Genomic DNA, 23803 nt, shown 5'->3' on the forward strand with positions numbered 1-23803 from the left:
CATCAGCTGGCTCCGGTGGCGTCGTTCAGGGGCAGGCCCACGATCAGGTTCTGCGGCTTCATCGTCACGAGATTGGCGGGCGTCGCGGCCAGCAGCAGGTAGACGGGCCTGTCGCCGACAGAGGAATCGACCCGCATCCGATCCTCGAAGGTCAGGCTGAAGAGGGCGACCACCCGCTCCTGGTCGGCCGCCGAGGCGGCCTCCCCCCGCCACAGGGCGTTGCCGATCCGGGTCGCCTCGGCATCGAGCCCGACGAACCAGCGCCAATCGGAATCGTCGAGGCGGTCGAGCGGCGTGACGCGCACGTCCACATGAAGGAGATGCCGGAGGAAGGCCTCGATCACGCGAGCCAGTCCGTCGCGGCTCCGGGCGCTCGATCCGAGGTTCAGGGCCATCGAGAAGGCGTCGGACCGGCTCCAGTAGGTCCAGGCATTCTCCGCGTTCAGGATGTCGAGCTCATTCGCCGCCTCCTTGCCCAGCATGGCCACCAGAGGCGACAGCGGCGCGCTGCCCTCGCGCGCCTCGATCACCTCGGCATCGGCAAGCAGGACGGCTCCGTCGAGGCGACTGACCCGCTGCGGCCGGAACATCAGTTCGGCGGCCCGCAGGACGAACGGATCATCGCAGCCGTCGAGGGCATTGCGCAGGATCAGGTGCACGAGCTGATTCAGGAACAAGGCGGGCGTGCCCTGCAATCCCTGCCGCACCAGCCCGAGATAGGCGGCCTCGATCGAGCGCGATGCGAGCAGGCGGTCGCGGAAGGCCAGCAGCACTGTCCAGTTCTCCCGCGCATCCGCATCGGCGATCGCGGCCACCATTTCAGGCGGTACGGTCCGCCGCGGGTCCGCCAGCAGATCGGCGTAGAGGCTCCGCTCCGCCCGGCAGGCCTCCTCGGGCGGCGCGAGCTCGGGCCGCGCGAGGTAGGCGAGGATCAGTTCGTCGGTGACGGCCAGGCCGCCCCCCTCGGTGCGCTGCGTCAGGTGGTGGCCGCTGGACACCCAGAATTCGGTCATTGGGGGGCGGCTCCTGACGGCGGAAAGGGCGACGGACAAGGTGGTTGCGAGCAGGCCATCGATCAGGATCCCGTCCCCGGCCGATCTCGGGCGAGACCGATCAGATCGGCCCGCTCCTCGGGCTCCTCGTCATCGGTCTCGACGAAGCGAAAGGCCCGGGCATGGGCATGCAGGCGATCGGCCCCGGGGGTCCCCGCATCGCGCTGATGGAGCGTGCGGAAGGCTTCCGATATCGCTCCGTCGACCTGCGTCCGGTGCATCGCCACCACGCTCCCCACCGGGACCCCGCACAGGGTGGCGGCGAAATCGATCTCCTCGCGCGCAGCCGCGCGGGCCATGGCCCGATCCGGAGCGCCAAGGCGCTCGTGGATGTGCCGGGCCAGATCCTCGACCGCCGCGTCGCGCTCGGCTTCGGTGGCCTCGCTGACCACCACGAGGGTGGAGAACCCCAGCGAGGAGACGCCGACGAAACCGGAGCGGAACGCGGCGCGCGCCTTCCCCTCCAGGTTCGGAAGGTCCTGATCCCAGAACAGGAACGAGCCCGTCACGGCCCACTCGCCCGGTTCGGCGGCGTGGGTGAACACGAAGGTGTCGGACACATCGAGCCGCAGGGTACGCGGAAGCCGGAGCGAACTCACAGACGGACTGTCCCGGTCGCCGGGTCCTGCCAGCCCGGCGCGCGCAGGAGAGAGGCGAGCGGCCAGCATTCGGTCTCACCCGCCCCGGCTTTTCCCGCCCCGGCTTCTCCCGTTTCGCCGCCCAGGATGACATCGCCGGTCCGGTCGATCCGCACGGGCATCCCGGCAGGGGTCGGCAGGTGGCTGAGATAACGCGCCGCAATCCCGGAGAACCCATCCTCCTCCCAGAGCGAGAAGGTCCGGATCAGGTTCCGGGCGAAGCTCTCCACCAGCGCGTTGCGGCTATCGGGTGGGAACCCCTCCTCGTCGAGGGCGGTCGATCCCGGCGTCAAGCCCGGATCGCCGGCACCCGATTTACTCAGGATGAGCATGGCAGAGAAGACGAGCCAGTCGGGCACGACCTCCTCCGAGCAGGCCTCCGGCCAACCGAGACGACCGCCGCCGAGACGCGCCCCGTCGAAGATCAGCACATCGGGCCAGCCGAAGGTCAGCGGCATTTCCGGTGGGCCGTGCGCGCCGACTGCGTCGGCCAGGGCCATCATGGCCGCCAGGAAGGCGCGCCGCGCCGAGGCCAGCGGCTCTTCGGGCACCAGCACCACGGCGACGTCGAGAACATCCGACCGCTCGGCGAGAACCAGAATCCCGGCCGCCTCCGCGCCCTCCCGGCGCGCAATCGCGCACGCTTCGGCAAAAGCATGGCGGGAGGCCGGCACCACTCGCGCCGTCAGGGACGGAGGCAGAGCGAGATCCGTCGCCGGCCGGAACTTGAGGGGTGAGGCCGTCGGAGAAGCGATCATGAACGTGAGACCTGACGGGTCGATCCAGGAGGAGGAACCGATCCCGCGTTCGGGCCGGAATGGATGTCGAACTTCGGTGACCACATGTGCTGTCGGCGGCCGGGCAACAAGACGGAGAGAAAGGCGCGAGCGCGGCCCGGAAGATCAGCGCGGGACGCAAGGTCCCTGCGCCCGTGTGTCGGATCGTAGTTTTGAACCGTTTGAGTATATAAGATACGGAGCCGGACGCGAAGGGGCAGTGATGCCGCCCGGTGTCGGTCCGATCCGCTCCCGCCCGTTCCCGAGCACTTGAATTCAGGGTCTGTTCTTGTCCGATCGTATCGTGTTCGCCTGCTCCTGCGAAAAGACGATGCCGCTCGATGCCGGCACGATCGGGCGGGGCTGTTCAGGCGACGTGAAGACCGCCGACCAGCTCTGCGGCCGTGAACTCGACCGGTTCCGCTCCGCCCTGCAATCCGGGCGACCGGTGACGGTCTCGTGCACCCTACAATCGCCGCTGTTCGACGAGGTCGCCTCCGAACTGGGTGCCGACGATCGGGTCTCCTACGCCAAGATCCGCGAGAATGCGGGCTGGTCCACCGAGGCCGATCAGGCCGGCCCGAAAATGGCGGCCCTCCTCGCCGCCTGCGCCGAGCCCGTGCCGGATGCCGCCACGGTGCCGATCGAGAGCCAGGGTGTCGCCCTGATCTATGGGCGTAATGCCACCGCGATCGAGGTCGGGCGGCGGCTCGCTGAGCATCTCGACGTCACGGTTCTGCTGAGCCGGCCAGAGGACGTCGAACCGCCACAGCGCAACGACTTCCCGGTGGTGAAGGGTACCATCGTGGGCGCGAAGGGACGTCTCGGTGCCTTCGATCTGCGCATCGACGACTATGCGCTGCCGGCTCCGTCCTCACGTTCGCACCTCGTGTTCGGACCCGGCCGTCATGGAGCGAACTCCACCTGCGACGTCGTCGTCGATGTCGGCGGCGGCACGGCTCTGTTTCCGGCCCATGAGCTCCGCCTCGGCTACCTGCGGGCCGACCCGCGCGATCGGGCGGCGGTCGAGCGGGTGATCGCCGAGGCGTCGCACCTCGTCGGCACCTTCGACAAGACGCGGTTCGTGGATTTCCATGCCGAGCTCTGCGCCCATTCGCGCTCGCGCATCACCGGCTGCACCCGCTGCCTCGAGGTGTGTCCGACCGGCGCGATCTCGCCGGCGGGCGATACGGTTGCGATCGACCCCTACATCTGTGCCGGCTGCGGCAACTGCGCCTCCGTGTGCCCGACGGGAGCGGCCGCCTATGCGCTGCCGCCGGCCGACGCGCTCATGCGCCGTCTGCGCACCCTGATGGGGGCCTACCGGGCCGCGGGCGGTCGCGACGCGGTGGTCCTGTTCCACGACGGCGAGCACGGTGAACCGCTGATCGATGCGCTCGCGCGCCACGGCACTGGACTGCCCGCCGCGATCCTCCCGGTCCGGGTCAACGAAATCACCCAGCTCGGTCCCGAGGCGTTCGCCGCCCTCTTCGCCTATGGCGCCGCCGGGGTGCGCATCCTCGCCCGTGCCCGCCCCAAGCACGATCTCGACAGCCTGCGCCGCGCGGTCGCCCTCGGCGACACCCTGGCTCGCGGCCTCGGCTATGGCGGCGAGGGCGGAGACCCTGTCGTCTCGCTGATCGAGACTGACGACCCCGACGCCCTGGGTGAGGCCCTGGCGGTTCGGATTGCCGGCGTGTCGGCGCAGGCGCCCTCACGCTTCATGCCGGTGGGCGGAAAGCGCGAGGTGCTGCGCTTCGCTTTCAACGAAATGCATGCAGCGGCCCCCGCGCCGGTGGCGCGGATCGATCTGGCCGCGGGCGCGCCGTTCGGCGGCCTGCATTTCCGCACCGACGATTGCACCCTCTGCCTCGCCTGCGTCGGCGCCTGTCCCACCCACGCCCTGTCCGACAGCGCCGACCGCCCGTTCCTCGGATTCGAGGAGAGCCTGTGCGTCCAGTGCGGCTTGTGCGCCAACACCTGCCCGGAAAACGTGATCGATCTCCGGCCGGGCGTCGATTTCGAGGCTTGGAAGGCGCCGCGCCGGGTGGTCAAGGAGGAGGAGCCCTTCGCTTGCATCACCTGCGCCAAGCCGTTCGGGACCCGCAGCACCATCGAGCGGGTGGTGGAGAAGCTGCGCGACCGCCACTGGATGTTCCGGGGCGAAGCCGGCGAGGCACGCGTCCAGGCGCTGATGATGTGCGAGGATTGTCGCGTCGAGGTCGCGGTCAACCAGGGCTTCGATCCGCATGCCGGACCGGAACGCGACCGTCCGCGCACCACCGAGGACTACCTGCGCGAGCGCGCCGCCCGGGGTGGGGCGATCTAGGCCCGTCATCGGATGCAGGTACGGCGCTGGCGCAGCATGGACACGGGCGACCTCGCGCCGGTGGTGGCCCTGGCCGACCGGTTGTTTCCCGACCATCCCGAGGACGCCGTGCATTTCGGCGAACGGCTCGCCCGGGGCACCGATTTGTGCCTGTCCTTGTGCGATCGCGAAACGGGAATCGCCGGCTACGCGATCGCCTATCCCTGGCCGCTCGGGTCGATTCCGGCTCTCAACCGGCCGCTCGCGACCCTGGATAAGCCGAACAGCGTCTACCTGCATGATCTCGGCATCGCGCCCGCCGCGGCGAAGAACGGTCACGCCCGGACGGGCGCGGCGATGGTGGGCGAGCGGGCTCGCGCACGGGGATACGCCCGCCTCGCCCTGGTGGCGGTGAACCGGTCGGTGCGGTTCTGGGAGGCCCTCGGCTTCGCGGTCCGGGCGCCTGGGGCCACCTCCGCCGCCAAGCTCGCGGATTACGGCGCGGAGGCCCGCTACATGGTCAAGGACCTGTGACGCCGGCTCACCGGATGGCGGTGGCGCTCTCCAGGAATTTCACCAGGGCCTCCCGGTCTTCGGCCCGGGTGATCGTCTGCTCCGGCATGCGCGTGCCCGGCGTGTAGCTTGCGGGGCCGACCTCGAAGAGCCGGCCGATGGTCCGGGCATCCCAGACGATATCCATACCCTTCAGCGCCTCCGAGTAGCGGTAGCCCGGCGCCGTCGCGATCCGGCGCCCCATGATACCGGCGAGGGTCGGCCCGGCGCGCGGGCCGTCCTCGGGCGTCAGGGTGTGGCAAGCGACACAGGCGCGAAACACCTCCGCCCCGCGGTCGTCGTGATAGGCCGCGAGCGCGTCGGCCGGACGCGGCATCGCCAGGGGCCCGATCGGCGCGCCGGTCTCGGCGTTCCAGCGCCGGATCAGGCGATCGCCGCCGCCGGTGAGGAGTTCCCGTCCGTCCGGCCGCCAGGCGAGGGACCAGACCGGAAGTCCCGGTCCAACGAGGCGATGCAGGATCGTGCCCCGGCTCCGGTCGATCACCGCGACGGCACCGCCGGCCGTGGCGGCGGCGATTCGGCTCCCGTCGGGGGAGGGCGCCAGGGCGATCACCGGGTTCGGGCCGACATCGACGGCCGCGCGCGTGCGCCCATCCGGCCGCAGCAGGCGCACGACGGCGTCCCCGCCCGCAACCGCGATCTCCCCGTCCGGCGTCACCGCGAGGGCGTTCAGGATGCTCGGCAGAGTGAGCACGATCGGCACGCCCCGCGGGTCGTCGGCCCGGGGCCAGATCCGCAGCGTGGTGTCGTAGCCGGCCGACACCGTTCGTCCATCGGCCAGGAAACCGACCGCGTTGACGTTGCCCTGATGGCCTGCGAGCACGCGCGCCGGGCCGCCGGTCAGGGGGCGGATGCGGACCGTGCCGTCCCACGAGGCCGAGGCCAGTTGGCTGCCGTCGGGTGAGAGCGCGAGCGCCGCGACCGGTCCGGCATGCTCGGAAAAGACACGCTCCGGCTCGGGCTGCCCGGCGCGCCACACAGCGATGCGGCCATCCTCCGACGCCGTGACGAAGCTACCATCGGGGAGGGCGGCGACCGCGTTCACCGCCCCATCGTGGAAGCGTAGCACGGTGAGGGCCGTGCCGGTGTCGATCGCCCACAGGATGGCGGCCTGATCGAAGCCGCCGGAGATCGCGAGGCCGCCACCCGGCGCCACCGCGAGCGCGCGGACGGGGCCGCCATGCCCGCGCATCTGCGCCTCGGCGGGGAAGCCGACCGCCAGGGTTGTCGCCAAGCAGAAGGCGAGTGTCCGAAAAGTCGAAGCGGTTCCCGCCGTGGCTTTGCCGACAGGCTCCAAAACTTGGCCGATACGCCGCAAGGCATTCCTCTCGTCACAGACCGGATGTGCGGTGCAGGCAGCAAGCCTAGACGATCCGCCCGCAGGATGTCGCGGCGCCCGGGCGGGACCCGGTGACGCGGCAGGCCTGCGAGGTGCTTGATCATCGCCCGGCGATAGCGCATCGCTCGGGACATGATCGCTCACGCCCGCAGCGCCATCGAGACGGAGGTCGATCCGGCCGCATCGGATCACGGGTCGCCCCCGCACCGGGCCGCCTCCGCGGCCCTGATGCCGCTTGACGAGGCCGTGCAGCAGCTGACGGCGAACCTAGTCCCGATCCCGCCCGAGGCGGTCCCGCTCGGCGAGTCCCTTGGCGGCATCAGCGCGGCCGACCTCGAAGCGCCGCGAGCTTATCCCGCCCAACCGACCGCGCTCCGCGACGGATGGGCTGTGCGCGCCGAGGCGATCGTCGGCGCCTCTCCGTACGCGCCGATTCTCGCTCCCCACCCCCTGATCTGGGTCGAGGCCGGCGCCGGGATGCCAGAGGGCCTCGACACGATCCTGTCGCCCGAAGCGATTGAGGGCGACGTCGTGGTGGCGGATGCCCCGGCCGGTGCAGGTGTCCGCCGGGCGGGTGAGGAGATCGCATCGGGTGCGCGTCTCCTTTCCGTCGGAGACCGGATCACGGCCCTGAACCGGCTCGCGCTGCAGGCGGCCGGATTCGCGAGCGTAGCCCTGCGCCGGCCCCGCCTGAGCCTGATCGTTGTCCGGTCTGCCGAAGCCGACTCCCTGTCGCCGCTGCTCGCAACCCTGGCCGACCGGGCGGGTGCCAGCATCGACGCCGTAATCGCAGCCGACACGCCGGAGGCCATCGCCGATGCGCTGCGTCAGCAGACCGGCGATGCCATCCTGGTTCTCGGCGGCACCGGCTTCGGCCGCCAGGATCACAGCGCGGCCGGCCTGTCCCGCGCGGGGAAGGTCCAGGCCCACGGCATCGCCCTGAAGCCTGGGGAGACGGCCGGATTCGGCACGGTCGGCGACCGGCCGGTCCTGCTTCTGCCCGGGCGGCCCGACGCGGCACTCGCCGCCTTCCTGGCGCTTGCCCGGCCGCTGATCGAAGCTCTGTCCGGGGCATCGCCGGACACGCCGGCTGTCCTTCCGACCCTCCGCAAGATCGCTTCGACCATCGGTCTCAGCGAGGTCGTCTATGCCCGACGCAGGCCCGACGGCTTCCTGCCGCTGGGCAGCAGCGACCTGCCGCTCCACAGCCTGATCCAGGCCGATGCGGCAATTCTTGTCGGACCCGAATCCGAAGGCGTTCCGGCCGGCCAATCCCTCACGGGGCTCGCCCTATGATGCGGGCGGCGTCCAACGAGGCGTTTCTCGACAGGCTGGCCAGGGCCGCACGTCAGGAACAATTCCTCACCGTGGTCAGCCGCGAAGAGGCCTTGGAGCGATTCCGGGCTGCCGTACCGCATGCCCCGCTCGGGTCCGAGACCGTCGCGCTGGGGGAGGCCGTCGGGCGCGTCCTGGCCGCCGACATCGCCTCGCCCATCGACGTGCCCCCCTTCGATCGCGCCTTGGTCGACGGCTTCGCCGTGCGGGCCTCCGACACCGAAGGGGCCGGCGAAGCCCATCCGCGCCGCCTGTCCCTCAATCGCGAGATCCTGGCTTGCGGCGTGGCGCCGGCCCTGGCGGTGGCGCCCGGCACGGCCACGCCGATCGCCACCGGCGGCGTTGTTCCCCGCGGCGCCGACGCCGTCGTCATGGTGGAGCAGACCGAGTTCCAGCCCGACAGCCTCGCGATCGACCTCGCCTTTGCGGCGCGGCCCGGCCAGTTCATCGGCTATGCCGGGGCCGACATGGCCTCGGGCGAGACCGTCCTGCGCCGAGGTCTGACGGTGACGGCACGCGAGATCGGGATGCTGGCCGCCTGCGGCCTGGCATCGATCGACGTGGTTCGGCGGCCGCGCGTGGCGGTGCTCTCCACCGGCGACGAATTGGTTCCCCCCGGCCAGCCCCTGCCGCCGGGCGCGATCTACGATTCCAACGGGCCGATCGTCGTCGCGACAATCATCGAGAACGGCGGAGTGGTGCGCCCGCTCGGAATCGTCCGCGACGACGAGGTCGCTCTGGAAGCGGCGCTGCGCACCGCCATGGCGGACTGCGACGTCGTGGTCCTGTCGGGCGGCACCTCCAAGGGCGCCGGCGACGTCTCGCACCGCATCCTCCAGCGTCTCGGCGAACCCGGCATCCTCGTCCATGGGGTGGCGCTGAAGCCCGGCAAGCCGCTCTGCCTCGCGGTGGCGGAGGGCACCCCGATCGTGGTGCTTCCGGGCTTCCCGACTTCGGCGATGTTCACCTTCCACGACTTCGTGGTGCCGCTGGTGCGTGCCATGGCGGGGCTGCCCCCGCGCGAAGAGGCCAGCGTGGCGGCAATCCTGCCCCAGCGCGTCGCCTCCGAGCGCGGACGCACCGAATTCGTCATGACCGCGTTGTCCGAAACCGAGGCCGGCCTGCGCGCCCTGCCGCTGCCGAAGGGGTCCGGCTCGGTGACAGCCTTCTCCCAGGCGGACGGATTCTTCGCCATTCCCGCCGCCCGCTCCGGCCTGGAAGCCGGCGAGGCCGTCACAATCACGCGTCTCGGCGCCGGCATCCGCCCGCCCGACCTCACCATCATCGGCAGCCATTGCGTCGGCCTCGACCGGGTCGTCGGCCGGCTCGCCGCGGGCGGCTATCGGGCTCGTACCCTGTGGGTCGGCTCCGCCGGTGGTCTCGCCGCCCTCGGCCGGGGCGAATGCGACCTCGCGGCGATGCACCTCCTCGACCCCGAGTCCGGCACCTACAACCGGCCCTTCCTGGGGCCGGGCATGATCCTGGCCGAGGGCTGGGGGCGCCTGCAGGGCGTGGTCTTCCGGCCCGGTCATCCCCTGTTCGCGGACCGCTCGGCCGCCGAGGCCGTGGCGGCGGCGCTGGCCGAGCCCGAGATGGTCATGGTCAACCGCAACACGGGGTCCGGGACGCGGGCCCTGGTCGAGGGACTTCTGGCGGGCGCCCGGCCACCGGGCTTCTGGAACCAGCCGCGCTCACACAACGCCGTCGCGGCGGCGGTGGCGCAGGGACGAGCCGATTGGGGCGTCGCCATCACGACGGTCGCCCGGGCCTACGGCCTCGGTTTCCTGCCGCTGGCCGACGAGCGCTATGATTTTGCCTACCGGGCCGAGCACGCCGCCCGGCCGGCCTTGGCCGCCTTCCTGGCCTGTCTCCGCGAGCCTGAGACGCGGGCCCTCCTCAGCGAGGCCGGGTTCTCGCCCGCGGAACCCGCGTGACGCCCGCCCGGGTCATCGGTCTCGCCGGGTGGAGCGGCGCGGGCAAGACCACGCTGCTGTCCCGCCTGATCCCGGTTGTGGTCGCGCGTGGGATCAAGGTCGCCACCATCAAGCACGCGCATCACGCCTTCGACGTGGACCGGCCTGGCAAGGATTCCTACGTTCACCGCGAGGCCGGAGCCTCGGAGGTCATCGTGTCCTCGGCGCGGCGCTGGGTCCAGATGCATGAGATCGGGGAAGCGGCAGAAGCGCGGCTCTCCGACTTGCTGCGCCGGCTCTCACCCTGCAATTTCGTCATCGTTGAAGGTTTCAAGCGCGAGGCCCACGCCAAGCTCGAGGTCCACCGCGTGGCCAACGGCCAGCCGCCGATGCACCCGCACGATCCCCGCATCCTCGCCGTGGCGAGCGATCGGGCATTTCCCGAGGCGTCCATCCCGGTGGTCGACCTCGACGCGATCGATCGGATCGCCGATCTGGTCCTGGCCTTGGCCGAACCGATGCCGGCGGCGCTGGCGCGCCTGGAGGAGTCATGGCCCAGCTGACCGACGACTGCTTCGCCTTCGGTGGCGCGCTGATGCGCATCGAGGACGCCGTGGCGCTGATCGGCGAGCGCCTCCCGGTGCTGGCCGGTACCGAATGGCTGCCCCTGGGGCAGGCGGATGGGCGAGTCGCGGCCGAGGACGTCACCGCCCTGCACGATGTGCCGCCCTTTCCGAACTCGGCCGTGGACGGCTATGCGGTGCGGCATGCCGACCTGAGCCCCGAAGGCGCGACGCGGCTTCCGGTGCGGGGGCGGCTTCCGGCCGGGGCCTCGCCCGAGGCCGTCGCGCCCGAAGGCGGCGCGATCCGGATCTTCACCGGCGCGCCGATGCCGCCCGGGGCCGACACGGTGTTCATGCAGGAGGACGTCCAGCGCGAGGGCGATGCCGTGATCCTGCCCGCCGGCCTGAAGCGCGGAGCCAATGCCCGCGCGGCGGGCGAGGATATCGCCCAGGGGACCTGCGCGGTTCCGGCCGGACGGCGCCTGCGTCCGCAGGACCTGGCCCTGGCGGCAGCCTCCGGTCACGACAGGATCGCCGTGCGGACGCGCCTGCGCGTGGCCCTGTTTTCAACCGGCGACGAACTCACCGAGCCGGGACGGCCGCTGCCGCCCGGAGCGATCCACGATTCCAATCGGGTGATGCTCGCGACCCTGCTCACCCGCCTCGGCGCGGAGGTGGCGGATCTCGGCATCCTGCGCGACGAACCCGCGGTGCTGGCCTCCCGGCTCCGCCAGGCAGCGCGGGATCATCACCTGATCCTGACCTCCGGCGGCGTCTCCACGGGGGAGGAGGACCATGTCAAGGCAGCGGTCGAGGCCGTCGGTTCGCTGATGTTCTGGCGCCTCGCCATCAAGCCCGGCCGGCCGGTGGCGATGGGCGTCGTGGACGGTACCCCGTTCGTCGGGCTGCCGGGCAATCCCGGCGCGGTCTACGTGACTCTGCTCTTCGTGGTGCGCCCGCTCCTCGCCCGGCTGGGGGGCGCCGTCGATCCGCCGCCGATCGGCCAGCCCGTCCGGGCGGCCTTCAGCTATAAGAAGAAGGCCGGTCGGCGGGAATTCGTGCGCGTCAGCGTGGCGCTGGCGCCCGACGCCGTGCTGGAGGCGGCCAAGTACCCACGCGATGGGGCGGGCGTCCTCTCCTCCCTGACCGAAAGCGACGGGCTGGTCGAACTGGCCGACGCGGTCACCGCCGTCGCGCCGGGCGACATTCTGACCTTCTATCCACACGCCACGCTCTGGTAGCCGAGGGTGGTCCCAGCCGCCCGTGCCGCTTCCGCGTGCAGGCTGGACAGCGCCGCGGCGTCGCCGGTGATGCGGGCCGCGAGGTAGTAGGTCTCCCAGCCAACCGACCGGAACGCGAGGCCGAAGCGCGCGGCGATCGCCGGCGTGCCCATGCCGACATCGGCCGCGCCCGTGGCGATCAGCGCAGCCACCGCCTGATGGGTGAACTCTTCCGTCTCCGCACCGAGGATCGCGCCGGGTTCCAACCCGGACTCGGCGCAGAGCCGCTCGAACCAGATCCGGGTCCCCGCGCCGCGCTGGCGGTTGACGAAGCGCAGGCGCAGTCGGGCGATGTCGCTCACGGACGCGACCGCGTGCGGATTGCCGGGCGGAAGCATCAGGCCCTGCTCGCGCCGGAACAGCGGCCAGACAGTCAATTCTGAATCCCGGAACAGCGCGTCGAACGGCGCCGGTGCCGGCCCCTCGGAGCCGTAATGGAAGCCGACCGCATCCGCCGTTCCGGACCGCAGATGCGCCAGGGCGTCGAGGCTTCCGGCGACCGCGAGCGTGACGTCGGACCGCTGCGCGATGATCCCGAGCAGCAGCGGATCGTGGCTCGCGGCCAGCCGGAGCGTGACGGGCTTTGGCGTCTCGATCGCTTGAAGTGCCTGCTCCAGCCGCTGTGACTCGGCGTCAAGCACAGGCTCGAGCCGCGCATAGGTTGCCGACAGGGCGGCGTGCAGGGCGCGGCCATAGGGTGTCAGCGTGGTGCCGTGCCCCTTGGTCTTGACCGCGACAGGTTTGCCCAGAGCCGCCTCGATGGCGGCCACCCGGCTCCAGGCCGAGCGGTAGGAAATCCCGAGCGTTCGCGCCGCGCTCAGCAGCGACGCCGATCCTACCAGAGCGTCCAGGACCGCGAAGGTCGATCGGAGCGCAAGGTTACGCCACGTCCCATCGGCCTCCAGATCGATCCGCATCGGCAAGGTCTTTCCTATTGATCTTTCGGTCCTCTCCGTATCATCCCCGAACCTTCCCTGCAGCCCGGTCCCGATGTTTCAGACTCTTCAGGAGACGATCTCGCGTCTGACGACCCTCGATCGCGACGTCTTCGCGATCGCTTGGCTGTCCCTGCGCGTCAGTCTCACGGCGGTGGCCATCGGGCTCTGCGTCGGCATTCCCCTGGGGGCGGTCCTGGCAGTGTCCAGCTTTCCAGGTCGGTCGATCCTAGTCGGGCTCCTGAACGCCTTCATGGGTTTGCCGCCGGTGATCGTCGGCCTGGTGCTCTACCTCGTCCTGTCGCGTTCGGGGCCTCTGGGAAGCCTCGGGCTGCTGTTCACCCCGGGCGCCATGGTGGCGGCGCAGGCCGTTCTGGCGACGCCCCTGGTCGCGGCGCTCACCCGGCAGGTCGTGGCCGATGCCGAAGCGCATCTCGGTGACCAGCTCCGCTCCCTCGGGCTGTCGGCACCGCGCCGCGCCCTCGCGCTCATCCACGACACCCGCTTCTCCCTCGTGACGACGGCGCTGGCCGCCTTCGGGCGGGCGATCTCGGAGATCGGCGCGGTTCTGGTGGTGGGCGGCAACATCGACGGGCACACCCGGACGATGACCACGGCGATTTCGCTGGAGACCCAGAAGGGCGATCTCAGCCTCGCGCTCGCCCTCGGGCTGGTGCTGATCGCCCTCGTCGTCCTGGTCAACGCCGTGGCGGCGATCCTGCGCGGCTACGCGCTCCGGGCCTATGGTTGAGCCGATGCCCGCCCTTGACCTCGACGGCCTCGTGCTGACCCGCAACGGCACCCGCATCCTGGACGGCCTCGATGCTCGCATTCCGGCTGCCGGCATCACCGCGCTGATCGGCCCGAACGGCGCCGGCAAGAGCGCTACCCTGCGGGTCATCGACGGCCTACTGCGTCCCGATGCCGGGTCGGTGTTGATCGTAAGCCAGGGGCCGGTCCGCCGCGCGCACCTGTTCCAGCGGCCGGCCCTGCTGCGGGCGAGCGCGCGGGCCAACGTCGCTCTGGCGTTGGTCCCCCTCGGCCTGTCCCGGACCGAGCGAGCGGCCCGCGCCCACGCCGCCCTGGTGCGGGTCGGGCTCGGCCACCGGGCCGACGCGCCGGCGACGCGCCTGTCCGGCGGCGAGCAGCAGCGGCTGGCCCTCGCCCGTGCCTGGGCGGTCACGCCCGACCTGCTGCTCGCCGACGAGCCCACCGCCAATCTCGACCCCGGGGCCACGGAGCTGGTGGAGGGGCTGATCGCCGAGATGGCGCGGCAGGGCGCCAAGGTGGTGCTCGTGTCCCACAACCTCGGGCAGGTCATGCGGCTCGCCGCCGACGTCGTGGTGCTCGCGCGCGGCCGTGCCGTCGAGCAGGGCCCGACACGCGCGCTTCTCACATCACCCGAGGCCCCCGAAACGCGGGCCTACATCACCGGAGAATTCCCTTGGACATCCTTCGCCGCGGCCTCGTAACCTTCGGCCTCCTGTTCGCCCTCGGCGGCGCCTCCGGCGTTCGGGCCGAGCCGGCCTCGATCGTCGTCGCCTCCACCACCTCCACCGAGCAGTCCGGCCTGTTCAAGCACCTGCTGCCGCTGTTCGAGGCCAAGTCCGGCATCGCCGTGAAGGTGGTCGCCCTCGGCACCGGCCAGGCCCTCGACGCGGCCCGGCGCGGCGATGCCGATGTGGTGCTGGTCCACGACCGGCCTGCCGAGGAGAAGTTTCTGGCGGAGGGGTTCGCCACCCGGCGCTGGGACGTGATGTACAACGATTTCGTCCTGATCGGGCCGAAGTCCGATCCGGCGGGCGTGCGCGGCGGCGATGTCGTGGCGGCCTTCGGCAAGCTCGCGACCGCGAAGGCGCCCTTCGTCTCGCGGGGCGACCGTTCCGGCACCCACAGCGCCGAACTGCGGACCTGGAAGGATGCGGGAATCGATCTCCCGGCGGTCAAGGGCGACTGGTACCGCGACATCGGCCAGGGCATGGGTCCGGCCCTGAACACCGCCTCGGCCCTGAATGCCTACCTGCTGGCCGATCGCGGAACCTGGCTCTCGTTCAAGAACCGGGGCGACCTCACCATCTTGGTCGAGGGCGACAAGCGCCTGTTCAACCCCTACGGCGTCATGCTGGTCAATTCGGCCAAGCACCCGGGCGTCAAGGCGAAGGAGGGTCAGGCCTTCATCGACTGGCTCGTCTCGCAGGACGGACAGGCGGCCATCGCCAGCTACAAGATCGACGGCAAGCCGCTGTTCTTCCCGAATGCCGGGCCGTAGCACGCGGCGGTGACGCCGCGCGCGACGGGTCCGGTCAGCGGATGTTGCCGGATTGGCGGCGCCGGGCGACGTACCAGATGCCGAGGGCGATGACCGCGATCACCAGGCTCAGCCAGATCCAGTTGAAATCCGTGGCCGCCGCATTGGCGGCCGTGGAGTTCGAGCCAGCGGGCCCGTTTTCCGGGATCGGCGGCGCCGGGTTGGTCTGCTGGGCGAGTGCGCCACCGAGAGTGGCCGTCCACAGGGCCACGGTCGTCGTCAGGGTGCGGATCTGGGTCATTGCGGTCTCCTCGCGTCCTGCTACTTCTCGGCCGTGCGGGCGGCGCCGTATTGGTACGCCGGCGCAGCGGTGAGTTCGGCCTTGGTCATGCGGACCTCCGCCTCGATCGGGACGCCGCCGGCCAGGACGGTGGCCCGACCCGCGGTCGGCTTCTTGGTCTCGTCGATGGTCCCGGTGGCGGGGTTGACCTGATCGGTGTGCTTGTTCTGGACCGATCCGAGCACTTCGCGAGTGGTGTCGGCCCCCGGCATGGTCTCGGGCTGGACCTTGGCCGCAGCCGCGGCGCTCGGGGCCGTCTCGGGGGTCGTCACCGAGGTCGGCCCGGAGGTGAGCGGCACATCCTTCATGTTCCAGCCAACCTTATCGAAAGGCACCGCCACGAGCTTCTCGCCGATGCCGAGGAAGCCCCCGACCCCGATGATGACTGCTTCGACCCGACCCCCGTCGCCGATGAGGACGTCGTCGATCGAGCCGACGCGGACGTGATCCATCCCTACCACCGGGAGCCCGATGATCTTGGAGCCGCGCAGGCCGCCCGGTCGAGGCTGCGCGGCCCCCGCGCCCTCCGCGGCCGGCTGTGCATGCGCGCCGCTCCCGGACAGTGCCGGGATCGCCAGCAGGGACAGGGCGAGGAGCAGGGCGCTCCGGCGTTGGGTAGGCATCGCAGACTCCACGAAAGCAGGTGGCCTCGCAGGAACGCGGACGACCGGTGGACAACGCGGCGGCGCGGTCGGGAGTTCAGGGACCGCGAGCCGCACCGCGTCCGGGAATTGACTCTCCGCGCCGGTCAGGGCTGATCTGTCCCGGCCTCCCATGCTGTTCACGCACCTCTCCGACGACCTGTTCAAGCCGCTTGCCTCGCCGAGCCGGGCCTTCAACGCGGCCCTGCTACTGCACCTGCACGCCCGCGTCTTCGGCGACACCGCCGAGCCCCTGCGCAAGAGCGAACTCCTGGGCGCGATCGGCGACTTCGCGGCGGATTTCATCGACCGGGAGATCGACGACGAGGCCGTGACGCCGGTCGAGCCGAATGAACGCCGCTCCGTGGTCTACCGGCGGCTCCTCGATGCCGGATGGCTGGTCGAGCGGCGCGAGCGCTACGTTCCGGTGGTCGAATTCGACCCCGAGGCCCGGATGGTGATCGAGGAACTCGCGCGCCTCGACCGGGGTGAGCGGCGCTCCTACGGCGGCGCCGTGCTCGACGTTCTGGGGAGCTTGGAAAGCGCCATCGCCAACCCGGCCGAGCGTTCCGAGGCTCTGGTCAACGCGGCGAAATCGGCTCGCACGTTCCTCAGCCACCTGCGCAGCCTCGCCGGGTCGATGCGCAAGAGCGAGGAACGCATCCTGCGCGAGGCGGACCAGGGCACCGCCCTGCGGCTCTACTTCGAGGAGTTCGTGGCACGGCACCTCGTCAGCGATTACCGGACGCTGCACACCCGTTTCAATCCGTTCCGCTTCCGATCCGGAATCGTGCGCGAGGCGGGCCGCGCCCTGCGCGATCCACTGACCCTGCGGGCGCTGACGGATGCGGGCCTGCGCGAGGGGCGGGCACCCGACCGGGACAGCGCCGAGCGGGCGGTCCGCAGCGACCTCGCCGAAATCCTGGCGATCTTCGAAGGGCTCGATCGGCATCTCGATGCCGTCGGCGATATCGTGGCCCGGCTCGAACGCCGCATCGCCGCGACCCTGCGCTACCTCGATCATCGCGATTCCGACCGCATCGAGCGGACCGCCGCCGCCCTGCGGGCGGTCGCCGGGAGCGACGACGTCCTCACCGGACTGCCCGACCCGCAGGTCTCGCTCTTTCGTCCGCCGATCGGGGAGCCGCATTGCTACGCCCCACGCCTGCGCCGGGCACCCATCGAATCCGAGCCCCTGCCGGAGATCGAGATCGACCCCGTCGTCGAAGCCTTCATCGCCGCCAAAGACGCCTTTCGCGAGCGCGTCGCAGTCACCCCGGAACGGGTGGTGGCGTTCATCGAGGGACGGCTCGGCCCCGAACGCGCCATTCGGGGCTCGCAGATCCGGATCGCGGACGTGGACGATTTCGTGGTGTTCCAGCGCCTGCGCGAGATCGACGTCCTGTTCGACGGCACGCTGCGGGGCCGCTACCGGTTGTCCCGCGTCGAGGGCCGCGTCTCGAATGGCTGGCTCGACTGCCCGGATTTCCTGCTCGAACGCGCGCCGGCGTTGCGACGGTGATCAGATCAGGTCCGGCCCCGGGTCGGACCTCTGCTTGATTCGATCAATCTTCGCGGTCTTCGAAAACGTGTCGATTGTTCATCGCGTTACATTCCGGCTCGTTAGCACTGGATGTTTAATCCCGGCCCTTGGCAAAATTCTGGGTCGGGTTCATGCTCCCGTCGATTTCGTGCCCAAGACGCGAAACCAAGATGCGAAGCGCAGAAGATGAAAGATTGCGGGAGCGATCGCCCATGACCACCGCCAAATGCCTGATCAAATCCGCCTGGATCGCCGCCGAAGTCGGGCGCGAGCGTTGCGAACGGGTTCTCGTGGTCGAGACCTACATCGCGGTCAGCCCGCTGGAGCCGAACTACGATCCGGCCCGTTACGAGGCTATCGTGGCCGAGGTGCAGCGGGTGCTGGCGGCCAACCCGTCCCTCGACCGCGCGTCCATCCTCAGCATGCATCGGGACACGGCCTGCCTCTCGCTCTTCCGCGCGACGCCGGCCGTCGCCGCCTGACGGGCTCGCCAGCCCCGACCCGCGTACCCATGGCGGACGGGCCGGGGAGACGGTAGAGACTGCGTCCGGCCTGGGGCGCCTTTCCGCGGCCGCGCCGGTCCGACCCGCGCGCCCGAGACCCGCCATGCTCGAACCCTTTCGTGCCATCCTGGATGGCGAGGACCCTCCGCCGCCCGGCGCCCGTGCGCCCTCCGATGAGGAGCTGACGCGCGCGCTGCAGGTGCTGCTGAAGAGCCAGTGCGTCTATGCCGGCACGCCCGGCATCGGCCGCTCCTACGAACTGGCCCGCCACTACGCGCCCTTCTTCCAAGCCTATTTCGCCTGCCTCGGCTACGGCTTCGAGGTGATGCATCGCGACCAGATGGTTTGCCTGCGGGTGCCGCCCGAGGGCATCCGCCACGATGCGCAGGCCGAGCGCCTGCGCAAGGACGAGACCCTCGTGCTGCTCGCCCTGCGCCTCGCTTACGAGGAGGGCCTGCGCGCCCACCGGGTCACCACCGACGGGGTGGTCGAGTGCACCACCGACGACATCGTCGAATCGATCCGCACCGCCACGCGCAGCGACCCGCCCGAGGAGGCTCGCCTCACCGAGATCCTGCGCCTGTTCGCGCGCAAGGGTGCGCTGCGGCTGGGCGAGCGCGACAAGATCGAGAAGATCACCCCCCTGATGGTCCTGCCCGGCATTGCCGTTCTGTCACCCGACGCCTGGATGGACCAGGTTCGCGCCTGGGGTGCCGCGCGGGGCGACGACGAGGGCGGACCGGCGCAGGACTGACCGAACAGGACTGACCGAACAGGACTAATGGAACAGCTCCGGATGCGCTTCGACCCGGAGCCGCGGCGTCACTCGGCCGGAGGGACGACGCGGCGGCGAGGCCCGCAGACGACCGCGCATCCCCAGGCCGGGGCCGGCACCGGCTTGCATCCGGGGCGGCATGCGTCCATGCCGGGACACTCATTTCAGCCCTGGGACAACCTGCACCGGCCGTGTATCGCCTCACCGACATCGTCCTCTCGAACTGGTACCTGATCCGCCGCGAGCAGATCCGGATCCGGGGCGCGGCTGCGCTGGTGGGTCCGACGGGCGCCGGCAAGTCGACGATCTTCGATGCGGTCGGCACGGTGCTGGCCGGCAACAACGCCAGCCGCCTCGCCCTCAACGCCTCGGCCTCCGGGCGCAGTGCGCGGACGGTGCGGGACTATTGCCTGGGCTGGATCAGCGATCCGGCCGAGGGCGGCCGCCCGACGCGGGAAGCCTGCGAGACGCTGATCGTCCTGGTGTTCGAGAACGAGACCACGGGCCGGGTCGTCTCGGCCGGTCTCGCCCTGGCGGCACGGGCCGAGGACAGCCGCGAAACCACGCTGTCGCGCTTCGTCCATGTGGGCCACCGCTTCGAGATCGCGGATTACGTGCGCGAGGCGCCCGGCGGCAGCTTCGTGGCGCCCTGGGCCGAGATCGCCAAGGATCTGCGCACGCGCGGCGAGACCTTCGACGAGTACCGGGCCTCCGGCGAGCGCTTCACCGCCGAACTGCTCGGGATGCTGCGCGAGGGCGCGGCGGTGCCCGAGCCGCGCCATTTCCTGCGCACCTTCTCCAACGCCGTCGCGTTCAAGCCGATCTTCGATTCCTCGGCCTTCGTGCGCTCGTTCGTGCTCGAACCCGAGCCCCTGGACGTCGCGCGCATCCGGCAATCGGTCGAGACCTGGCGCCGCCTCCTCGAGACGATCGAGGAACTGGAACGCCGGCTGTCGCACCTCGCCCGCATCCTCGGGCGCTACGAGACCTGGGCCGAGGCGAGCCTTGCGGCGTCCCTCGGCGAGTTGCGGGCTGCCGATGCCGATCTGCGCCGCCGCATCCTCGATCACGGCACGGCGCGTTCGGCCCTGAAGGATATCGCCGAACGCCTGCGCATCGCCCGCGAAAGCGTCGCCACCAGCCAGGGCTTCGTGCGCGAGATCGATGGCGAGATCGCGGGCAAGAAGGCGCTGCTGGCCGGGACCGCCGCCGAGGGACGGCTGGCCGCTTCGAATGCCGGGCTCGCCATGCTGGCGCGCGACCGGCGCGACCTCGCCGCCCGTGTCGGCGAGTTGGTCGGGATCGTCCTCGATGCCGGCAAGCTCACGGTGATCATCGGCGAGATCCGGAAGGTCTCGCCGGAGGCCGCGCGCCTGGTGGAGGCCTGCGCCCGGTCCGGCCTGCGCCGGGAGGCGAACCCGGAGGAGACGCTGCGCTCGGACGGGCCGCTGGCCGCCCTCATCGGCGGCCTCGCCGGGATGCCGGAGATCACGGCGCCGCTTGAACGGTCCGCGGAGGACGCGGCGCTGCGCGCCCGCGCCCTGGAGAACGAGGCGCAGACCCGCGCGCCGGCGCCGAGCACGGGTGGGCGAGGCGCGGCACCTCGGCTGTCATCGGACGTCGCCGCCTTCCGCGAAGAGCTCGGCCGGCTCGGCATCGTGGCGACGCCGGTCTGCGAGTTGGCCGAGATCACCGATCCGAAATGGGGGCAAGCCCTCGAAGGCCTCCTGGGCGGCGCCCGCGAGGCCCTGGTGGTGCAGCCGGACCGCCTCAACGAGGCGTTCGGCCTTCTCGAAGCGCGCAAGAGCCAGTTCTATCGCTGCCTCCTGGTGAAGACCACGGATACCGCCCGCCGCCGGGGCGGGCGCGACGACGAGGGACCGCTGGCGCTGATCGCGACGGCGGACCCGCACGCGCAGGCCTTCCTCGGAGCGCGACTCGGGGGCTACGACCTCGCCCCGAACGATGCGGCCCTCGTACATATGAGCCGCGCTGTCGCGCCAAGCGGGCGATCGACCTCCGGCATGGCCTACTCGGTGGTGCGCCCGGTCCAGCTGATGATGACCCGGGGCCATCGCGGGCCGACCGCCGAAAGCCGCCAGGATTGGGAGCAGGCGGTTGCCGAGGCCCGCCGGGCCCGGGCGGAGGCCGACGTCCTGCGCGAAGCCGCGCGGATTGCCGCCGCTCTGACGCGTCGCCTGTCCGAAACGAATCTCGACCTCGCCGAACTGCGCGCCGAGGCGGACGCGCTCGAGGGCCGCCGCCGGAGCCTAACGACGGAGCGAGACAGCGTCGAGCGGGCCGAGACCGGCGTGCTGGAGGCGGAATTGGCGGAACTCGCCAAGGAACGTTCGGCCTATCTCACCGAACTGGTCCAGGTGCTGGAGCCGAAACGCGATCTGCTCCTCGGCGAAGAGGCCGGCCTGAAGGCCAAGGTGGCGACGAGCCGCGAAGCGGCCCGCGCCGCGCTCCAGGCCCGCCGGACCGCGTATCAGCGCTGGACCGGGGGCGATTCGATGCGCATCCGGCTAGTCCGGCCCGAGGGCTTCGACCCGGCCGCGCTGGCCACCCTCCGGGCCGAGCGGGCCGAACTCGATTCGAAGGCCCTCGGGAGCCTTGCCAATGCCGCCCGCGCGCGCGCCCGGGACGCGGCGGAGACCGCGCGGACGCAGGGGCGCGCCGCCGAGCGCGATCTCGCCGAGTATTGCGTGCAGTGGCGGGTCGAGAACCCCCTCGGCACCGGCGATGCCCCCGCCTCCTTCGGCTATGGCTGGGCCAAGCGCGCCCACGACGAGGTCGCGGGCCACGAGCTGCGGCGCTACCGCGACCAGGCGCGGCGGGCGGAGAGCGAGATGCGCCGCCTGATGATCGAGGATCTGCTGACCCGCCTCGCCGACAAGTTCGAGCGGGTGCGCGCCCGCCTCGACGCCCTGAACGAGCGCCTGTCGAGCCAGACCTTCACGGGCCAGACCTACGCCTTCGAGGCGGAGGTGGACCGGCGCTACGCCGCCGTCCACGCCCTTGCGACCGAGGTGGCGCGCTCGCCGGATGCCGCGCAGGCGATCCTGCCCAACGAGGACGGCACCATCCCGGAAGGCCCGCTCTCCACCGCCATCGACGAGATCACGGCCCTGATCGCCGGGGACGAAAGCGCGACGCGGCTGGCCGATTACCGCAACTACTTCGTCTATGAGATCGGCATGCGCGACCGGGCGGGCAACCGCACCACCATGTCGAATCGGGCGCTGCGCGGCTCGGGCGGCGAGGCCCAGGCGCCGTTCTACGTGGCCATCGCGGCCTCGCTCGCCTCCGCCTATTATCCCGGCGACCGGCCTGGCGACGAGAATCCCGGCCTCGGCCTTTGCCTGCTCGACGAGGCCTTCTCCAAGCTCGACGTGCGCAACAGCCAGGCGCTGGTCGATCTCTATCAGGCCTGGGGCCTGCAACTCCTGATCGCCGCGCCCGAGGACAAGCGCACGACCCTGACCGAGGTGATGGACACCATCGTCACGGTCTACAAGAGCCCCGACCTCACATCCGTGCGGATCGAGGCCGAGCACCCGCTGGAAGCGGCCAAACGCGCGCTGGCGGCGATCAACCCCGAGCGCCAGGGTATCGAGGGGTTCCGGGTCGACGCTGCCGAGTAGGGCAGGGTGCTGCGCTACCAGACCGGCTCGGGCCCGTACCAGGTGAAGTGCTTCTTCACCGGCTCGATGACGTCCCAGGTGCCGGAGAAGCCCGCTGGCGTCACGAAGGCATCGCCTGCGCGATAGGTTCGGACCGTCCCGTCCGCATCCGTCACCGTCACCACGCCCTCGATGAGCTGGATGAACTCGGCCCGGCCGAAGTCGATGCGGAACTTGCCCGGCTCGCAGGTCCAGATCCCGGCCGCGAACAGGTCGTCCGGGCTCCTGTAGATGTAGGTCGCGGTCTGCTGCGGCTTGCCCGACAGGATGCAGGCGCGCTCCGGCCAATAGGGCGTCGCGGCCGGCTGGACGGCCGGAAAATCATAGGTCGAGCGGGTCGGCCCCTCGCGCAGGGGCGGCGGCGACGGGACCCTTCGGAAAGATGGCAGAGCACCGAGTAACGCCATCACGGGCATGGCGAAGGTGTGAATCAGGCGCGCAATTTCCATCGATACCATCCCGCGCTGTCGCGTTTCGTCAACCAAGATGATGGTCTACGAGGCAACCAGCGGTGCGCAAGTTCAATGATCCAGTCCTGCACCGATCCCTCGCGCGATCGTTAAGCAACGGTTCTGAAGACCGTCTTTGTCGTCCGCTCGTCTGACCGGAATTCCAGCACCGACGACCGAAATCGCACTCATGACTGCCGCATTGCCGAAGACCGACATGCCGATGTTCGGACGAAGGGCGGCAGCGACGCCGTTCTGGGGTCGATCAACGCGATCCGCAGCGTCACTGAGTGCGCGGCCCGATGTTTCCGCCAGACATGGCCGACGTGGCAAGCAGCCAACGCGCAAAAGCGCGCCGAAATCGAGCCCATCATAACTGCAACAAATGTTTGTCGGGTACCAAACATTTCTCCGCCGCCTGGAACTACACCAATTGGTAAGACCGACTTCACTTGCACAAGAGATCGATTAGGGCTCTATTTCAGCAGCTGGATGAATAGAGTCCAACGACCTCTGAGACCGAGGGCCGCCGCGATGGATACAAATCGAACGCTGCTGGTACTGCTGACGGAGAACAATGCGCTGGTCGGGATCGACCTGTGCGAAGCACTGGTGGAGGCGGGCTATCGCGTGGTCGGGCCTGTGGCAACGGTGGCGGAGACCGAGGCGCTCCTGGCAAATCAGGCCATCGATCTCGCGATCATCGAGCCCTTCCTGCGGGATGGCGATTGCAGGGACACCATGAGGCAACTCCGCCGGCGCGGCGTCCCGTTCGTCGTGCACGCCTCGTGCGGTCGCGACGATCCCCTGGCCCTGGGCTTCACCGACGCGCCCTGGCTCACCAATCCTGCGGTTCCCCGAGATGTCGTCATCACGCTCGGTGACATCGCGTTCGGGAGTTCCTGA

The 23803-nt window shown here is 70.6% G+C and carries 22 protein-coding genes; 14 read left to right on the plus strand and 8 right to left on the minus strand.

Annotated features, from left to right (window positions below; all coding sequences use genetic code 11):
* Positions 1-2 precede the first annotated feature (2 nt).
* The 3 genes from ASF57_RS02440 to ASF57_RS02450 form a co-directional block, all read right to left on the minus strand.
* On the minus strand, positions 3-1013 hold the full coding sequence (locus tag ASF57_RS02440; RefSeq protein WP_056479540.1) for a DUF6352 family protein: 1011 nt from the start codon (positions 1011-1013) through the stop codon (positions 3-5).
* 62 nt (positions 1014-1075) lie between these two features.
* A complete protein-coding gene (locus ASF57_RS02445; protein WP_056479544.1) occupies positions 1076-1651 on the minus strand; it encodes a DUF6505 family protein in 576 nt (191 codons plus the stop codon).
* Positions 1648-2448: a biotin/lipoate--protein ligase family protein gene (locus ASF57_RS02450; protein WP_056479547.1), complete on the minus strand. Its 801-nt coding sequence runs from the start codon at positions 2446-2448 to the stop codon at positions 1648-1650. The genes ASF57_RS02445 and ASF57_RS02450 overlap by 4 nt, the downstream gene beginning before the upstream one ends.
* Positions 2449-2797: 349 nt before the next feature.
* Between ASF57_RS02450 and ASF57_RS02455 the strand changes: the two genes are divergently transcribed.
* Both ASF57_RS02455 and ASF57_RS02460 read left to right on the plus strand, forming a co-directional pair.
* On the plus strand, positions 2798-4795 hold the full coding sequence (locus ASF57_RS02455) for a 4Fe-4S binding protein (protein WP_056480189.1): 1998 nt from the start codon (positions 2798-2800) through the stop codon (positions 4793-4795).
* Positions 4796-4831: 36 nt separating this feature from the next.
* Positions 4832-5308, plus strand: coding sequence for a GNAT family N-acetyltransferase (locus ASF57_RS02460; protein ID WP_162241531.1), 477 nt, complete (start codon positions 4832-4834; stop codon positions 5306-5308).
* A 7-nt stretch (positions 5309-5315) separates the two neighbouring features.
* On the opposite strand, the gene ASF57_RS02465 is transcribed toward ASF57_RS02460, so the two are convergent.
* On the minus strand, positions 5316-6539 hold the full coding sequence (locus ASF57_RS02465; RefSeq protein WP_082503664.1) for a c-type cytochrome: 1224 nt from the start codon (positions 6537-6539) through the stop codon (positions 5316-5318).
* A 279-nt stretch (positions 6540-6818) separates the two neighbouring features.
* Here ASF57_RS02465 and ASF57_RS02470 point away from each other — a divergent pair, with 279 nt between their 5' ends.
* From ASF57_RS02470 to glp, 4 genes are read left to right on the plus strand one after another with little or no spacing between them, the layout of a single operon-like run.
* Positions 6819-7982 carry a molybdopterin-binding protein gene (locus ASF57_RS02470; protein WP_244476777.1) on the plus strand — a complete coding sequence of 388 codons (1164 nt, stop codon included), beginning with the start codon at positions 6819-6821 and terminating at the stop codon, positions 7980-7982.
* The gene (locus tag ASF57_RS02475; protein ID WP_056480196.1) at positions 7982-9955 is read left to right on the plus strand and encodes a molybdopterin biosynthesis protein; all 1974 of its coding nucleotides are present in this window, start codon (positions 7982-7984) and stop codon (positions 9953-9955) included. Before ASF57_RS02470 ends, ASF57_RS02475 begins: the two co-directional genes overlap by 1 nt.
* Positions 9952-10497, plus strand: a complete 546-nt coding sequence (gene mobB, locus ASF57_RS02480) for a molybdopterin-guanine dinucleotide biosynthesis protein B (protein ID WP_056479552.1) — start codon at positions 9952-9954, stop codon at positions 10495-10497. Before ASF57_RS02475 ends, mobB begins: the two co-directional genes overlap by 4 nt.
* Positions 10485-11738: a gephyrin-like molybdotransferase Glp gene (gene glp / locus ASF57_RS02485; RefSeq protein WP_056479557.1), complete on the plus strand. Its 1254-nt coding sequence runs from the start codon at positions 10485-10487 to the stop codon at positions 11736-11738. Before mobB ends, glp begins: the two co-directional genes overlap by 13 nt.
* On the opposite strand, the gene ASF57_RS02490 is transcribed toward glp, so the two are convergent.
* A complete protein-coding gene (locus ASF57_RS02490; protein ID WP_082503630.1) occupies positions 11714-12694 on the minus strand; it encodes a substrate-binding domain-containing protein in 981 nt (326 codons plus the stop codon). The two genes, glp and ASF57_RS02490, sit on opposite strands and share 25 nt — an antisense overlap.
* A 73-nt stretch (positions 12695-12767) precedes the next feature.
* Here ASF57_RS02490 and ASF57_RS02495 point away from each other — a divergent pair, with 73 nt between their 5' ends.
* Genes ASF57_RS02495 through ASF57_RS02505 form a run of 3 tightly spaced genes read left to right on the plus strand, consistent with a single transcriptional unit; the run spans position 12768 to position 14981 of the window.
* Positions 12768-13463, plus strand: a complete 696-nt coding sequence (locus ASF57_RS02495) for an ABC transporter permease (protein WP_056479563.1) — start codon at positions 12768-12770, stop codon at positions 13461-13463.
* Between the two features lie 4 nt (positions 13464-13467).
* Positions 13468-14184, plus strand: coding sequence for an ATP-binding cassette domain-containing protein (locus ASF57_RS02500; protein WP_244476778.1), 717 nt, complete (start codon positions 13468-13470; stop codon positions 14182-14184).
* Positions 14157-14981, plus strand: a complete 825-nt coding sequence (locus ASF57_RS02505) for a substrate-binding domain-containing protein (protein WP_056479568.1) — start codon at positions 14157-14159, stop codon at positions 14979-14981. The genes ASF57_RS02500 and ASF57_RS02505 overlap by 28 nt, the downstream gene beginning before the upstream one ends.
* A gap of 34 nt (positions 14982-15015) precedes the next feature.
* Here the strand turns inward: ASF57_RS02505 and ASF57_RS02510 are convergent, their stop codons facing one another.
* Both ASF57_RS02510 and ASF57_RS02515 read right to left on the minus strand, forming a co-directional pair.
* Positions 15016-15261, minus strand: coding sequence for a hypothetical protein (locus ASF57_RS02510; RefSeq protein ID WP_056479573.1), 246 nt, complete (start codon positions 15259-15261; stop codon positions 15016-15018).
* A 20-nt stretch (positions 15262-15281) separates the two neighbouring features.
* Complete coding sequence (locus tag ASF57_RS02515) at positions 15282-15923, minus strand: PRC-barrel domain-containing protein (protein WP_056479576.1); 642 nt, start codon at positions 15921-15923, stop codon at positions 15282-15284.
* Between the two features lie 151 nt (positions 15924-16074).
* Between ASF57_RS02515 and ASF57_RS02520 the strand changes: the two genes are divergently transcribed.
* The 4 genes from ASF57_RS02520 (at position 16075) to ASF57_RS02535 (ending at position 22409) form a co-directional block, all read left to right on the plus strand.
* Entirely contained in the window at positions 16075-17463 is a 1389-nt protein-coding gene (locus ASF57_RS02520; RefSeq protein WP_056479579.1) for a Wadjet anti-phage system protein JetA family protein, read from the plus strand.
* Positions 17464-17696: 233 nt separating this feature from the next.
* A complete protein-coding gene (locus ASF57_RS02525; RefSeq protein ID WP_056186340.1) occupies positions 17697-17966 on the plus strand; it encodes a hypothetical protein in 270 nt (89 codons plus the stop codon).
* A gap of 124 nt (positions 17967-18090) precedes the next feature.
* Entirely contained in the window at positions 18091-18741 is a 651-nt protein-coding gene (locus ASF57_RS02530) for a DUF4194 domain-containing protein (RefSeq protein WP_056479582.1), read from the plus strand.
* A 212-nt stretch (positions 18742-18953) separates the two neighbouring features.
* A complete protein-coding gene (locus ASF57_RS02535; protein WP_056479585.1) occupies positions 18954-22409 on the plus strand; it encodes an SbcC/MukB-like Walker B domain-containing protein in 3456 nt (1151 codons plus the stop codon).
* A gap of 14 nt (positions 22410-22423) precedes the next feature.
* Here the strand turns inward: ASF57_RS02535 and ASF57_RS02540 are convergent, their stop codons facing one another.
* Positions 22424-22897 carry a cupin domain-containing protein gene (locus ASF57_RS02540; protein WP_056480199.1) on the minus strand — a complete coding sequence of 158 codons (474 nt, stop codon included), beginning with the start codon at positions 22895-22897 and terminating at the stop codon, positions 22424-22426.
* Between the two features lie 534 nt (positions 22898-23431).
* On the opposite strand from ASF57_RS02540, the gene ASF57_RS02545 reads away from it, so the two are divergent.
* Positions 23432-23803, plus strand: coding sequence for a response regulator (locus ASF57_RS02545; protein WP_056479588.1), 372 nt, complete (start codon positions 23432-23434; stop codon positions 23801-23803).

This window comes from Methylobacterium sp. Leaf117, from assembly GCF_001422985.1.
Taxonomy (GTDB): domain Bacteria; phylum Pseudomonadota; class Alphaproteobacteria; order Rhizobiales; family Beijerinckiaceae; genus Methylobacterium.

What these genes read in the sequence shown, in the direction of transcription:
- ASF57_RS02440 (WP_056479540.1), bottom strand. Translation starts at nt 1,013, where the DNA reads ATGACCGAATTCTGGGTGTCCAGCGGCCACCACCTGACGCAGCGCACC.
- glp (WP_056479557.1), top strand. Translation starts at nt 10,485, where the DNA reads ATGGCCCAGCTGACCGACGACTGCTTCGCCTTCGGTGGCGCGCTGATG.
- ASF57_RS02490 (WP_082503630.1), bottom strand. Translation starts at nt 12,694, where the DNA reads ATGCGGATCGATCTGGAGGCCGATGGGACGTGGCGTAACCTTGCGCTC.
- ASF57_RS02540 (WP_056480199.1), bottom strand. Translation starts at nt 22,897, where the DNA reads ATGGAAATTGCGCGCCTGATTCACACCTTCGCCATGCCCGTGATGGCG.
- ASF57_RS02500 (WP_244476778.1), top strand. Translation starts at nt 13,468, where the DNA reads ATGCCCGCCCTTGACCTCGACGGCCTCGTGCTGACCCGCAACGGCACC.
- ASF57_RS02530 (WP_056479582.1), top strand. Translation starts at nt 18,091, where the DNA reads ATGCTCGAACCCTTTCGTGCCATCCTGGATGGCGAGGACCCTCCGCCG.
- ASF57_RS02510 (WP_056479573.1), bottom strand. Translation starts at nt 15,261, where the DNA reads ATGACCCAGATCCGCACCCTGACGACGACCGTGGCCCTGTGGACGGCC.
- ASF57_RS02455 (WP_056480189.1), top strand. Translation starts at nt 2,798, where the DNA reads ATGCCGCTCGATGCCGGCACGATCGGGCGGGGCTGTTCAGGCGACGTG.
- ASF57_RS02495 (WP_056479563.1), top strand. Translation starts at nt 12,768, where the DNA reads ATGTTTCAGACTCTTCAGGAGACGATCTCGCGTCTGACGACCCTCGAT.
- ASF57_RS02460 (WP_162241531.1), top strand. Translation starts at nt 4,832, where the DNA reads ATGGACACGGGCGACCTCGCGCCGGTGGTGGCCCTGGCCGACCGGTTG.
- ASF57_RS02525 (WP_056186340.1), top strand. Translation starts at nt 17,697, where the DNA reads ATGACCACCGCCAAATGCCTGATCAAATCCGCCTGGATCGCCGCCGAA.
- ASF57_RS02475 (WP_056480196.1), top strand. Translation starts at nt 7,982, where the DNA reads ATGCGGGCGGCGTCCAACGAGGCGTTTCTCGACAGGCTGGCCAGGGCC.
- ASF57_RS02465 (WP_082503664.1), bottom strand. Translation starts at nt 6,539, where the DNA reads ATGCGCGGGCATGGCGGCCCCGTCCGCGCGCTCGCGGTGGCGCCGGGT.
- ASF57_RS02515 (WP_056479576.1), bottom strand. Translation starts at nt 15,923, where the DNA reads ATGCCTACCCAACGCCGGAGCGCCCTGCTCCTCGCCCTGTCCCTGCTG.
- ASF57_RS02470 (WP_244476777.1), top strand. Translation starts at nt 6,819, where the DNA reads ATGATCGCTCACGCCCGCAGCGCCATCGAGACGGAGGTCGATCCGGCC.
- ASF57_RS02520 (WP_056479579.1), top strand. Translation starts at nt 16,075, where the DNA reads ATGCTGTTCACGCACCTCTCCGACGACCTGTTCAAGCCGCTTGCCTCG.
- ASF57_RS02450 (WP_056479547.1), bottom strand. Translation starts at nt 2,448, where the DNA reads ATGATCGCTTCTCCGACGGCCTCACCCCTCAAGTTCCGGCCGGCGACG.
- ASF57_RS02545 (WP_056479588.1), top strand. Translation starts at nt 23,432, where the DNA reads ATGGATACAAATCGAACGCTGCTGGTACTGCTGACGGAGAACAATGCG.